General features: G+C 33.7%; 11 protein-coding genes. 1 reads left to right on the forward strand and 10 read right to left on the reverse strand.

From position 1 onward, the window contains the following. Positions 1-324 precede the first annotated feature (324 nt). Entirely contained in the window at positions 325-666 is a 342-nt protein-coding gene (locus BN4220_RS03165) for a hypothetical protein (RefSeq protein ID WP_066713493.1), read from the reverse strand. Between the two features lie 1,418 nt (positions 667-2,084). Here BN4220_RS03165 and BN4220_RS20600 point away from each other — a divergent pair. Then, on the forward strand, positions 2,085-2,210 hold the full coding sequence (locus tag BN4220_RS20600) for a hypothetical protein (protein ID WP_278280707.1): 126 nt from the start codon (positions 2,085-2,087) through the stop codon (positions 2,208-2,210). A 297-nt stretch (positions 2,211-2,507) separates the two neighbouring features. Here the strand turns inward: BN4220_RS20600 and BN4220_RS03170 are convergent, their stop codons facing one another. The 9 genes from BN4220_RS03170 to proS all read right to left on the reverse strand — a co-directional run bounded on the left by BN4220_RS03170 (position 2,508) and on the right by proS (position 13,361). Next, positions 2,508-2,960: a MarR family winged helix-turn-helix transcriptional regulator gene (locus BN4220_RS03170; RefSeq protein ID WP_066713495.1), complete on the reverse strand. Its 453-nt coding sequence runs from the start codon at positions 2,958-2,960 to the stop codon at positions 2,508-2,510. A gap of 314 nt (positions 2,961-3,274) precedes the next feature. Beyond that, positions 3,275-3,748, reverse strand: a complete 474-nt coding sequence (gene tnpA / locus BN4220_RS03175; RefSeq protein WP_066713497.1) for an IS200/IS605 family transposase — start codon at positions 3,746-3,748, stop codon at positions 3,275-3,277. 181 nt (positions 3,749-3,929) lie between these two features. Next, complete coding sequence (locus BN4220_RS03180) at positions 3,930-4,811, reverse strand: carbohydrate ABC transporter permease (protein WP_242867731.1); 882 nt, start codon at positions 4,809-4,811, stop codon at positions 3,930-3,932. Positions 4,812-4,824: 13 nt separating this feature from the next. Then, positions 4,825-5,838, reverse strand: a complete 1,014-nt coding sequence (locus BN4220_RS03185) for a carbohydrate ABC transporter permease (protein WP_066713500.1) — start codon at positions 5,836-5,838, stop codon at positions 4,825-4,827. 243 nt (positions 5,839-6,081) lie between these two features. Continuing rightward, a complete protein-coding gene (locus BN4220_RS03190; protein WP_066713502.1) occupies positions 6,082-7,542 on the reverse strand; it encodes a hypothetical protein in 1,461 nt (486 codons plus the stop codon). Positions 7,543-7,600: 58 nt separating this feature from the next. Then, positions 7,601-8,617 (reverse strand): LacI family DNA-binding transcriptional regulator, encoded by a 1,017-nt coding sequence (locus BN4220_RS03195; RefSeq protein WP_066713505.1) that lies wholly within the window; start codon positions 8,615-8,617, stop codon positions 7,601-7,603. Positions 8,618-9,164: 547 nt separating this feature from the next. Next, positions 9,165-10,352: a coenzyme F420-0:L-glutamate ligase gene (locus tag BN4220_RS03200; RefSeq protein ID WP_066713507.1), complete on the reverse strand. Its 1,188-nt coding sequence runs from the start codon at positions 10,350-10,352 to the stop codon at positions 9,165-9,167. Positions 10,353-10,389: 37 nt separating this feature from the next. Then, positions 10,390-11,847 (reverse strand): nicotinate phosphoribosyltransferase, encoded by a 1,458-nt coding sequence (locus tag BN4220_RS03205; RefSeq protein ID WP_066713509.1) that lies wholly within the window; start codon positions 11,845-11,847, stop codon positions 10,390-10,392. 80 nt (positions 11,848-11,927) lie between these two features. Further along, positions 11,928-13,361 carry a proline--tRNA ligase gene (proS, locus tag BN4220_RS03210; protein ID WP_066713513.1) on the reverse strand — a complete coding sequence of 478 codons (1,434 nt, stop codon included), beginning with the start codon at positions 13,359-13,361 and terminating at the stop codon, positions 11,928-11,930. Positions 13,362-13,372: the final 11 nt, after the last annotated feature.

The raw sequence follows: 13,372 nt of genomic DNA on the forward strand, positions 1-13,372 counted from the left end.
TAAATCTTGTATCATATAAGCCGCTTTTCTCTCGTGCTTGCTCAAAAAGGGGTTATTTATACTCTCTTACTCCTGTAAGCCCATTAGCTTTTTAGTAATTGTATTTTCTAGGCTCCCTTTCCGTGATTATTTTTGCTTATTTTACTGACTCACCGAGTGTACTCATCTAAGTTACCTCTACTTTTGTTTTATTTTCATCGCAATACAATCATGACCACTTAGACGGTGGTTTATTTTTATTGGATACAATAAAAATATCTCCAACTAATAAAACTTTGTTGGAGATATAATCCATCTTATTAAACATATAACTTATAACAATTTTTATTTGCCACAACTAGGATGCACTTCCTCATTATAAGAAGTCGTTCCACTACCAGTGACTATACCACAACTTGAACATATATATTTAATTAAATACGTTTTTGTAATAATATAACTTTGACATTTTGCACTTTTAAGTTCAATAGCTCCAGTAATAGTATTCCTGTATTCATATGTATAATCATGAGTATTTGAAGTTGTATTAGTTCCTACTAATCCTCCAATGTCCGGATATGTAACATGTGGCGGGCAGATACTAGCCGCATAGGTAGTTATTGATGTAGATAACAACAATACCAATGAAAAAGCTAAAACAAATAATTTTTTCATAGTTTTTTTCATAATTTTTTCCTTTCTAAATTTCTTTATTAAAATCATTAATAATTTGGTAAAAATTCATGATGAGTATTTGAGGTTTATTGCAAGCATTTTGTATTCGGTGCACGTATTTCCAACACATTATCCCTCCCTTTTTTTACTATTTTTACAATATTTACCATTTATAGTATATCATATTACTTTTGTTTTAATAACACTTTTACAAAATCTTTTTCCTGCAAAACCTATATGCTTGAATAAAAAATTACCACTTTAACTCTTATATGTTAATGTGAGAAAATTTTTTTCATCTGTATACGCACACAGGATAATACTGAACATCAAGGCTCCAACCAATCCGGAACAGCATAAAATATGCTGAATTCCCAACTTCTTCAAGCAGTAATCAACAACAGGACAACAAACCTATAAACAGTATGATAAAACCACCATATGGTTATAACACCAATAGTAGCATTGTTAGTGTTCCTTATTATGGTTAGTTGACGTTTTACATCTTCTAGTAATTGCAATCGTGGACTCTTATTCTTTTAGTAAATTATTAATCGATCCCATTTTATTTCACCATCTTTTATGAAAATCCGATCATTTAATCGATATCGGATATTCATGACCGGAATTTAAAGGTTCTGAAAGGATTGTATTTGCTGATGTTTTTTTGTATAAAAAACTAGAACCAAACAAAACTTTATACGCCATTCGTTAAAATGAAAATTATCTTCTACGAAAATTGATGATAATTACAGTATGAATAATCAGGTTAACTATTAGATATTGAAAAAGCATACCTCGTTAGAATAAATTCTTTTATTCTTGTCCCAACAAAACTTACAACTACATTATTCACTATATCAGCTATTAAAATCGCCAATAACTGTAGTCAATTTCAGTTTAAGAAGAATTCTCAAGAGAATCTTGTATATAATAATACTTAGATTTTACATACATATTATTTAGTTGTATATTATATAATTATGGCTGGTTTTAAATGAAGTTGTAAAAATAAAAATCCATAGTGGATTACTCTGTATTATTATTTAATCACCACAAAAAAACAATATACAAGAGGATAATCACTATGGACTATTCAAATCATAATATATAATCACGTAAAAACAAACGCCTAAATTTTAATGAGCGCATGAGAATTGAAATACGCCTTCAAGATAGTTGGAATCCTTATAAATATCCAAGGAATTAGGTCCCCCCTATCAATACTCTTTTTAATAAAAATTAAAAGCGGTACTACTACTCAAATCAAACACGGAAAACTACTTAGTGAGTTTGGCCATTTGGAAATCGATACTGTTATAGAAGAAAAGACTAAGACTAACACAGATTGTGTCCCTCTAACAATTGTAGAGTGACAAATACGTCACGCACTCGTGCGAAAAATAACATCAAAAACTAAGGATGCTATTATGAATGAATTAAATAATATACGTAGTTTCTTTGGTGAACGTTTTGATCAAGTTGGATATAATGGTTTTGAGTCTGCTGATTTAGCAAAACTAGAAACTGAAACTTCAACTTTAGTTTACAGCTAACATGCATATTCATCCTTTGAACTTGGTACAAATGAGCCACATAATGGTCTCATTCCAAGATTCATTTCATAGGGTAAACGTATACAGAATTATAATCTAGATGATATAGCTTTTATCGAAGAGTAAATGATTACACTTTCTCGTAAAATTCTACACTATAAGATTCCAGAAGAGCCTATTGAAGAACAACTTAAATATGCAGCATAAGTGATTTGAAAATAAGTGTATATCTATAAATTAGTTCAGCTTGTTATCGCAATTTGCGATTATATAATTATTAACAAGTTTATTATTTTTCTAATTTGATAAAGTCCCTAATTCTTCTTCTAGTATACGGCTAAACTTAGTCATAGTTGATATCATATCTGCAAGCTCTTCTTTTCCCATTCGTTCTGCGATTCTCTTAGTTAATTCCCTGTAGGGCTCTGTTTCATCTCTTAGAACAACTTGCCCTATATCCGTAAGCATTAAATAAGCAATACGATGATCGTTTGTATCCACTTTACGAGTAATGTAACCTTTTTTTTCTAATACAGTAAGCATCCTTGACGTTGCAGGTTTCTTTGTTCCAAAAAAGTCATTTAACTTAGTCGGGGTCAACCTACTCTCCTGATTACCCTCAATCATCTTACCAATAGCACATAACATGGTATACTCACCAAATGTGATGTTTTTAAAGAGTTTAATTTGACAGGTTAACGTACGTAGGCGATTCATAATATATTTTAAATCATTCAGGTCTGATTGCATGATTATATGTTCACTTTCCTTTAATACTATACTTATTGCATATAAATTTACTATAATCCTGCAAATTATTTTTGTCAAGATACTATAAATAAAACAAAAGTGTTCTTCCCACACTCCAGTGAGCAAATCTTTTATAGCACATCTTTTGTTCTAATCAGGACCACCGGCTTATCCGGTGGTTTGCTCTGCCTCTATAAGGGGCTCTTACCTGCTTGCGCCCGGAAGGCCCCTGAAGGATTTGCCAACCGCTCTTACTCCTGCAAGCTCCTTGAGCCTTTCATGATAGCTTTATTTACCAGCCTCCCTTCCAGGGATTACTTTTTGCTTCTTTGTACCGGCTCACCCGTGAACGGGTCAATATACTCATTCAGTATGAGTTGATCGGCTTCTAGGTCATCTTTTAACTGATTTGCAATATATTCTTGAATCTTTTTTGTATTTTTTCCAACAGTATCAACATAATAGCCTCTACACCAAAAGTGTCGATTTCCATACTTATATTTTAAATTCGCATGCTTTTCAAATATCATAAGCGAACTTTTACCTTTCAAATATCCCATTATTTCAGAGACACTATACTTTGGCGGTATTCTTACAAGCATATGCACATGATCTTTGCAACACTCTGCTTCTATTATTTCAATTCCTTTTCTTTTACATAGTGTGCTTAGTATTTGAGCAACATCTGCTTTTATCTTTCCGTATATAATCTGTCTTCTATACTTTGGTGCAAAAACCAAATGATACTTGCATTCCCATTTTGTATGAGCTAAACTATTCATATCCATTTTTGGATACCTCCTTTGTTATATTTGTGGTTGGCGAACCCAAATTTATTATAACATAGGAGGTTTTTTACTTGAAGCTAAAGCTAATTGGGGACACATCGGCATAGCCGGTGGTTTATTTTTATTGTGATACAAAAAAGGTTGTTGCAAAAATTTATATATCTTTGCAACAACCCAATCTTTATTCTTTTACTCCACCAAGCGCTACACCAGCAATGATGTACCTTGATAGAAGGAAATAAACTACCATGATAGGCAACACAGTTAACACTAAACCAATATAAACCATACCAAAATCAGATCTGAATTGTTCACTTCGAAGCTGTTGAACAAACATCGGTAAAGTAACCTTAGTTTGTGAGCTTATAATCATCGTAGGCATAAATAAATTATTCCATGAAGCAATAAACGCGAAAATAGCTTGGGTCGCCATTGCTGGTTTTAGTAATGGAATAATAATTCGATTAAAGGTACTAAATTCTCCAGAGCCATCAATACGTGCAGCATCAATAATATCTAATGGAAGTGATGCTTGCATGTACTGACGCATAAAAAATACTGTTGTTGGCGCCGCTAATGCGGGTATAATCAGTGGAATATATGTATCATTAAGTCGTAGCTTAATCATAAATTGATAAAACCCAATAATAGACACTTGAGAGGGAATCATCATGATTGCAAGAATAAAAGACCATGCGAATCTTCTTAATTTAAACTTATAAGCAAACACTCCATAAGCAGTAAGTGCAGAAAAATAAACGGAGAGAATCGTTGATGGCACTGCAATAGTAGCGCTATTAAGCATACTCTTCCATAATGGTGTACCAACTCCAGCTGCCTTTACTATAAGCTTATCAATATTTCTAAAGAATTCTCTACCTGGTAGTAAACTAATTCCTTGTTGAATCGCAGCACTTGCTCTTGTAGAGTTAATTATCATAATATAGAAAGGAAATAAACTTAATAGACTAAGAAAAATGCAAATAACATTACGAAATATTTTTCCTCGTTTAATTCGTCTTGAATAACTAGCATCATTAACAGACATAGCCGTTTTGCTCATTTATTTCCCTCCTTTACGCTTTTTTTATCTTCTTTTGCTTAGGTTCTTTATCACCCATTGTAAAGAAGAAGATTAAACTAATCATTAATGTTACTGCAAATAAAACGAGAGAAGCTGCCGAGGCTTTGCCTATATCACGGCTATTACCTAAGGCTATTTGCTTTATGTACATTGTAATCGTTTCAGACGCATAATCAGGCAATCCATCGCCCGCGTTATTTACATTAAACACCGCTGGTATATCATACATCTGTAAACCACCAATGGAGGAGGTTACTAAAACAAATAATAAAATTGGTTTTAATAATGGAAGCGTTATTCGGCCAAATATTTGAACACTGCTAGCCCCATCCACTCTTGCTGCTTCATATAAGGTAGGACTAATACCAAGAATACCCGCTATTAATAAGATCATCGTATTTCCATACCACATCCAAAAGTTAATAAAACTAATGATTATCCTAGTCCACCATTTGTTTTGCATAAAATAATCCGTTGCATCACGCCCTACATCAATCAACCCTAGAGAACGGAAAATTTGTGTAATCGGTCCTTGTATACTAAATAAAGTATAGAATAGCACTGCGATTGATGCAGCTGTTATGATATTAGGCATATAAATCATAATCTTATAAGCACCGTGAGCTTTTATCTTAATTCTAGTATCTGTAAACCATGCTGCTAATAGTAAAGATAACAATATTTGAGGAATAAAATTAATTAGCCACATAATAATCGTGTTTCCTAATGTATCAAAAGTCATTGTATCAAAAAGCTTTGCCCCTTCGTTCACTACTCCTTTTAAATTAGTATCATAAAGTACACGTTTGAAATTCGTAAGTCCATTGAAGGTCGGTCCTACTGCTTTTAATCCTCTATAATAAAGCTCTTGAGTACTTAACCAAAAGGTATAAATTAATGGCCAGAATGAGAAAAGAAAGTATACAATAAAAAATGGTGCTATAAAATAATATCCGTAGCGACCATATTCTACCGTTTTATGTTTTTTCTTATTTTGTTTCGCCATATTTGCACCAACTCCTTTTAAAATATTGGACAATCTAATGCATGCTACTATATTGAATTATTGATATAATTACATGTTACTCATTGAACACTTTATAAAACCCAAATCCACCAAAGAACCTCTAGGCTCTATAAAATGTTCAGAATGTGGATTTGTTCAAATTTATTTATAGGGGGAATGCTGCAAACTCATATTTCATTTGCAACATACCCCTTATAACTATTCGATTATTTTATTTATAAGTTATTTTGACAAATAAGGATAAGCATCAATAACATTTTTCTTAAATTCTTCTAACGCTTCATCTTTAGTTTTATTACCATTTACAAATTCGGTCACCTGATCGTCAAATTTCTGAGTGATATAGAAATCCTCCGCGCTCATTGCTGGTAATTCAATAGCGTCTGCTAACGGTGAGAAATACTCTAAGAAATTTTGTCCAGCAAGAAAATCAAAGTTACCTTCACCAGCTGCTATTAATTCAGCAATTGCTTGCTTATTGTTTACATAATCAAGAGTCTCTACACACATTTCTTTCATCATCTTTGTATCAACGGTAGCTGCTCTCATGATTTTAGCTGCTAAGTCAGTATCCGAGCAACCTTTAGAAGCTGCTAACCAAGTACCACCCCAATAATATTCTTGAGGACCTGCAGTCATAGCCCAATCACCATATGTACCTTCACCAGGAACTGTTCCGCCACTATTCGCCTTTAAAGTCCAATGTAAGAACCAGGTACATCCCATATAAGCAAATGTATTATCGTTTGTTACATTTGCGGCCCAATCTGTAGACCATTGTGAAGTATTGTTAGTTAAGTTATTGTCATATAATGCTTTTGCATAATCCATATAAGAAAGCATTGTATCTTCTACAACAATCGTATCGTTCTCATCATACCATGCATTATGTCTAGATGCTTGATATACACGCTTAACATCATCTACACCAGAGAATAATTTTGTTGCTCCACCAGATTTTTCAAGAATATCCTTACCTGATTGTAACATTGTATCCCAATCACTAAAGTATTTCTGAACTTCTGCTGGATCATCAGTTCCTAAATATTTCTTAGCCAAACTTCTACGATACATCATAGCACCTGGTGTAGCCTGCCATGACAACGCTTTTACCTTGCCATCTGCAGTAGCTGCTTGAACTGTATATGGATACATATTCGCCATATCCGCTTCTGTGAATCCAAGAGTTGCTACGTCTAAGGTATCCTCAGAATTTGTATACTTCAAAAGATAATCTGCTTCAACTGCAAATAAATCTGGATATTGTGGGTTTGTTGGATCAGCTAAAATTGGATCGATTTTTTGTTGATAGAAATTACTTCCACCAGTATCAACATATACTATTCTTGCTGCATCTTCTGGATAATATTTTTCGAAGAATTTAAGAATGTTGTTTTTAACATCTCCATTCCAGCAATATACATAAAACGCGTCATCACGACTAATATCACCCGTTACAACGCTGTCTGGAAGTTCAGGTGTTGGTTCAGCTGTTTCAGTAGGTTCTGTTGTAGGTTCAGTTGTTGGTTCTGCTGTTTCTTTTGTAGGCTCTGCTCCTTTTGTAGCTTCGGTTGTAGGACTTTCATTTTTAGATGTTTCATTTGACTTATCTTTACAAGCAACAAGTGAAACCATCATCACTAACACTAATAAAAGTGCCATTACTTTTTTGGAAATTTTCATTTTTTCTCCTCCTTATAAATTTTTTTGCTACTGGTTTTCTGCCTAATTAAAACACTATCTACTCTTGTTCTAATTTCTTCACAGAACCACCTTTTGCAAGCTGTACCTTTAGGTATATATTCTCTAATGAGGTAGCCATTGGCCTCTCAATTAGATTTATAAGCTGCTTTGCAGCTTCAGCTCCAATCTTATCGGTATCCTGTATAATTGTCGTAAGCTTTGGTTCTAACGCTTGCGAGACAGAGATACCATCATATCCAGCTACTGAAATGTCTTCTGGAATATGCAATCCGTTCCTTCGTATAGTGTTCATTACGCCAAGTGCTGCATAATCATCCGATGCTATAATACAGGTTGGCGGTTCTGGTAAGTCAAGTAAGGCTTGCGTTACCTTCTCCGCTTCTTCTGAGCTACGATAAACCCCTTCAACTACATACTCGTTTGGAATCACAATATTGTATTCACGAAGTACATTATAAAAACTGACCAAACGATTATGTGTTACCGAAGACTTATTCCCATGAATATAAGCTATTTTTCTATGCCCCTGTTCTACTATGTACTTAGTTAGTTGCCTCATCCCTTCAATATTGTCGGACAGAATGGATATTGCATCATTAAAGGTATGATCGACTATAACAACTGGTAAATTACTATTAATAATCTCATGAACCTCAGGGTCACTAAACTCCGCACATATAATACATACTCCATCGAAATTACGATATCTACAATGTTCTAGATAAGTCATCTTGCGATTTCCGATATTATGTTCAATAAACGTAATATCATAACCTCGATTGGCTGCATACTCTCTAAGAGATGCTAAAATATGTGCAAAATATTCATTTCTTAAGCCATGACCTGATAATGTAGAAAATAAAACTCCAATATTATAGGTCTTTTTAAGTTTCAACGCTCTTGCATTAGAATCAGGATAATATCCCATCTCACTTGCCGTCTTTAGTATGATCTGCTTTGTAGCCGCTCCGATATCTTGATAACCATTCAGTGCTTTACTAACTGTTGATACCGATACGCCGCACTTTAATGAAATATCTCTTATCGTCGCCATTCTCACACCACCATAATTTTTACTACAACGTTTTCGTAATTTCATTATAGAGCAGATTAAACAATAAATCAAGTGATATTTTACTTTTTTTATTAATTATTATAATTTTATTCTATATATTGCCATTTAATGTTATTTATATATGCTTTTAATACATATTATTAGTATTCAAAATATGTATTTTTTTATTTCAAATATTATTTTCGCTATGTTTTTCGTTATTAATCCCTTTTTACTAATTATTTTTACGAAAACTTATATCAAAGCAACTCATGTTCTTTAATATCAATAATTTATGAAATGCCAAGAACCCTATTAAATGATGGAATTCTTTCAACAATTATAATTTTTCATAAAATTAATACTTTACATTTTTATCGGTTTCGTTATGTTTCGTAAATCATGTAGCATTCCCATAAAAGTTTTAAAGAATAGATCAAAGCATTTATGCTTTAATTAACTATAACTAGAAAAAGACCGCTATATGAGCCAAACAAAACTCATATAACAGTCTTTCTAATTACATTATATTCAAATTATACTTCAACTAGCTAACGTAGTTATCAAAATATCCCTGTACTAAGATAATAGGTGTACCCTTATCACCAGAACCACTTGTTAAATCACATAAAGAACCAATTAAGTCAGTAAGTCTTCTTGGTGTAGTACCTTGGGATGCCATGTTTCCAACTAAGTTTTCTTTCTTTTCTTTAATACTCTTAGAAATAGCTTCTTTTAAAGCTTCTCCAGATAAATCTTTAAAATCATTATCTGCTAAGTACTTTAATTTTAATTCATTTGGTGTTCCTTCAAGACCAGCAGTATATGCAGGTGATACACATGGATCAGCAAGCTCCCATATCTTACCCTGTGGATCTTTAAAAGCTCCATCGCCATATACCATTACTTCTACATATTTACCAGTTTTCTCAAGAATTTGTTTTTGAACATCTTCAACGAAGTCAAAACATTCTCTTGGGAATAGTTTAACGCTGTCTTCCGTAGACTTATTAGATCCTAAAAGACCATATTTTTCATTATAACCATTTCCATTGATGGAAGAAGTAAGAATGTCATCGAGACCACATACGCGGTTTGCACCGTTTTCTTTTAAGATACGTTTTGTACGTGCTCTTGTATGGATATCACAAGTTAATACATCCTTTGTATAATCTAAAATAACTTTTGGATTATTAGCAAAGATAATTTCTACTTCTGCGCCACATTCTTTGATTAAGTCACCATAATATTGTACGTAATCAACGCCAGTAAATGGATGTTTATTTTCACCGAATAATTCTCTATATTTTTCTAAAGTTAACACATCACTATAAGGATTTACTCCAGCGTTATCTAATTTATCTAGAGAAACAAGTTCATTTCCAACTTCATCACTTGGGTAGCTAAGCATAAGAACAACTTTCTTTGCTCCTTTTGCGATTCCTTTTAAACAAATTGAGAAACGGTTTCTAGATAGAATTGGGAAAATAACACCAATGGTTTCTCCACCTAATTTTTCTTTTACGTCTGTAGCAATATCATCAACAGTAGCATAGTTTCCTTGTGATCTTGCAACAATAGACTCTGTTGCAGCAATGATATCACGATCACGTAATTCAACGCCTTCTTCTCTTGCAGCTAAAACGCTTTCTACTACGATATTAGCTAAATTATCCCCTTCTCTAATGATTGGGCAACGAATACCCATTGATACTGTACCTATTCTTCTTTCCATGTTAAACCTAAGTCCTCTCTTATTTCTTTGGTTAAAATTAACGGTTGCCACTATAATTATATCCATCAATCAATCGACACTTTGTCTGATAAAGCTCATTGGATAAATCCACATATACATCATGAGGGTTAATTAAACGTCTTGTTTCATCCCATAATGTATCTAATTCTTTCTGACAATATTCTCTGATTTCCATAACACTTGGTGACTCATACACACATTTTCCATCTACAAACACTGGTACTAGGATTTCTCTTAAAGTATAAGTATTTGGCTTTAAATATGTTTTTTTCCAAGTAGCCATTGGATCAAAGAGCAATAATGGATTGCCTTCATCAAATTTCTCATCTGCAAAGGCAATCAAGTCAGCACGAATCTTTCCACTTTCTTTATCATAAACACGATAAACCGTCTTATTACCTGGATTGGTAATTTTCCATTGATTCTCACTTAATTTAATCTTCGGAATAAATTCTCCATCTTTTTTAATTGCTGCTAATTTATAAACACCACCAAAAGCTGGACAATCCTTAGAAGTAATTAAGTTGGTACCAACTCCCCAGGAATTAATCTTTGCTCCTTGTGTTTTTAAGGAGTCAATAAGATATTCATCCAAATCACTGGAAGCGCAAATTAATGCATCGGTAAAACCTGCCTCATCTAGCATCTTACGAGCTTTTTTAGATAAATAAGATAAGTCTCCACTATCTAGTCGGATTCCATAACTTTTAGGCATTTTACCAGCATCTCTTAGCTCTTCAAACACTTTAATTGCATTCGGGACACCAGAACGTAAAGTATCATAGGTATCCACTAACAAAGTCGCGTTGTTTGGATAAAGAGAGGCATACGTACGAAATGCTGTAAGTTCATCTTCAAAACTCATAATCCAGCTATGTGCATGGGTTCCAAGTGCTGGAACGTCAAACATTTTCGCTGCTAGCACATTACTTGTTCCAACGCATCCACCAATTACAGCAGCTCTGGCACCATAAGTGCCAGCATCCGGTCCCTGTGCTCTTCTAAGTCCAAATTCCATGACGCCTTCACCATGAGCTGCAAAGCAAACTCTTGATGCTTTCGTAGCGATTAAACTTTGATGATTGATAATATTTAAGATAGCTGTCTCAATAAATTGCGCTTCCATAATAGGAGCCACAACTTTAATAAGCGGTTCCATTGGAAACACTACCGTTCCTTCTGGAACTGCATAGATACTTCCTGTAAAATGAAACCCTGCTAAGTAATCAAGAAAATCTTCATCAAACATACCAAGTTCTCTTAAATACTCAATGTCTTCATATGAGAAATTCAACTCTTTAATATAAGAAATGACTTGTTCAAGACCACAGCAAATCGCATAACCACTACCAGATGGATTATTTCTATAAAACATATCAAATACTACAATATCGTTTATTTTATTTTTAAAATACCCCTGCATCATTGTTATTTCATAAAAATCAGCCAGAAGGGTTAAATTACGTTTGTCCATAATTCACTCCTATGATACCTTTTTTGGCATCTCTAAAAATGTGAGATAATTAATTTCTTCACACCTATGCTCAATACAATCTAGTATGCTTTACCCCAGTATACTAAACTCTTTGCTTTTTTACCACAGCATACGCAAGTATCAGAAATATGTTCCTGGGCAAATGGCATACAACGTGAAGTTGCTCCTGTTTTTTCTTTGATTTCATCTTCACAAGCTCGATCACCACACCACATTGCTTTCACAAATCCTGGTTTATTTTCAACAGTATCAGCAAATTCATCCATTGTTTTAGCTTCATAGGTATGAGCATCACGATGCGCTCTTGCTCTTTCTAAAAGCTCAACTTGCATTTTATCTAGGATTTCTTTTACTTTAACGTCAATTTCATCTAAAGAAACAACTGTCTTTTCTCTTGTATCTCTTCTTACGATAACTGCTTGATTTGCTTCGATATCCTTTGGTCCTAATTCTACACGAACTGGAATTCCTCTCATCTCTTGTTCAGAGAACTTCCAACCAGGACTCTTATCAGAATCATCCACCTTAACTCTAAAGGCACCAAGCTTTTCTTTTAATTCAGCTGCTTTTTCAAGCACGCCTTCCTTCTTTTGCATAATAGGCACAATCATAACCTGAGTAGGTGCAATTCTTGGAGGTAATACTAAACCACTGTTATCACCATGAACCATGATAATAGCTCCGATTAAACGTGTTGTCATACCCCAGGAAGTCTGATGTACATATTGAAGTTTATTTTCTTTATCTGTATATTTGATATCAAATGCTTTTGCAAAACCGTCACCAAAGTTATGGCTAGTACCGGATTGTAATGCTTTACCATCATGCATTAAGGCTTCAATTGTATAAGTAGCCTCTGCTCCTGCAAATTTTTCTTTGTCTGTTTTTCTTCCGCGAACCATAGGAATTGCTAATACTTGTTCACAAAAATCCGCATATAGATTAAGCATTTGAATTGTTCTCTCTTCTGCTTCCTCTGCAGTTGCATGAGCTGTATGACCTTCTTGCCATAAGAATTCTAATGTACGTAAGAATGGTCTTGTTGTCTTTTCCCAACGTACAACGGAACACCATTGATTATAAAGCTTTGGTAAATCACGGTAGGATTCAATTGTTTTTGAATAGAAATCACAGAATAAAGTTTCTGAAGTTGGACGTACACATAATCTTTCTGGTAATTCTTCACCACCACCATGTGTTACCCAAGCAACTTCTGGCGCAAAACCTTCCACATGATCTTTTTCTTTATTCAATAAACTTTCAGGAATAAACATTGGCATATACACATTCTCAACGCCAGTTTCTTTAAATCTAGCATCTAGTTCCTTTTGAATGTTTTCCCAAATTGCATATCCAGCAGGTCTAAAAATTGTACAACCTCTAACTCCTGAATAATCAACTAATTCTGCTTTTCTTACAACATCTGTATACCACTTAGCAAAATCTTCTTCCATAGACGTAATGGACTCAACTAATTTTTTATCGCTTCCCATACTAATCTCCT

The sequence above is a fragment of the Clostridium sp. Marseille-P299 genome (genome assembly GCF_900078195.1).
Classification (GTDB): domain Bacteria; phylum Bacillota; class Clostridia; order Lachnospirales; family Lachnospiraceae; genus Lachnoclostridium.

Bases quoted from the DNA above. Each gene is read 5' to 3' on its own strand.
- BN4220_RS03180 (WP_242867731.1), bottom strand. From the start codon at position 4,811: ATGAGCAAAACGGCTATGTCTGTTAATGATGCTAGTTATTCAAGACGA.
- proS (WP_066713513.1), bottom strand. From the start codon at position 13,361: ATGGGAAGCGATAAAAAATTAGTTGAGTCCATTACGTCTATGGAAGAA.
- BN4220_RS03190 (WP_066713502.1), bottom strand. From the start codon at position 7,542: ATGAAAATTTCCAAAAAAGTAATGGCACTTTTATTAGTGTTAGTGATG.
- BN4220_RS03205 (WP_066713509.1), bottom strand. From the start codon at position 11,847: ATGGACAAACGTAATTTAACCCTTCTGGCTGATTTTTATGAAATAACA.
- BN4220_RS03195 (WP_066713505.1), bottom strand. From the start codon at position 8,617: ATGGCGACGATAAGAGATATTTCATTAAAGTGCGGCGTATCGGTATCA.
- BN4220_RS03185 (WP_066713500.1), bottom strand. From the start codon at position 5,838: ATGGCGAAACAAAATAAGAAAAAACATAAAACGGTAGAATATGGTCGC.
- BN4220_RS03170 (WP_066713495.1), bottom strand. From the start codon at position 2,960: ATGCAATCAGACCTGAATGATTTAAAATATATTATGAATCGCCTACGT.
- BN4220_RS03165 (WP_066713493.1), bottom strand. From the start codon at position 666: ATGAAAAAAACTATGAAAAAATTATTTGTTTTAGCTTTTTCATTGGTA.
- tnpA (WP_066713497.1), bottom strand. From the start codon at position 3,748: ATGGATATGAATAGTTTAGCTCATACAAAATGGGAATGCAAGTATCAT.
- BN4220_RS20600 (WP_278280707.1), top strand. From the start codon at position 2,085: ATGAATGAATTAAATAATATACGTAGTTTCTTTGGTGAACGTTTTGAT.
- BN4220_RS03200 (WP_066713507.1), bottom strand. From the start codon at position 10,352: ATGGAAAGAAGAATAGGTACAGTATCAATGGGTATTCGTTGCCCAATC.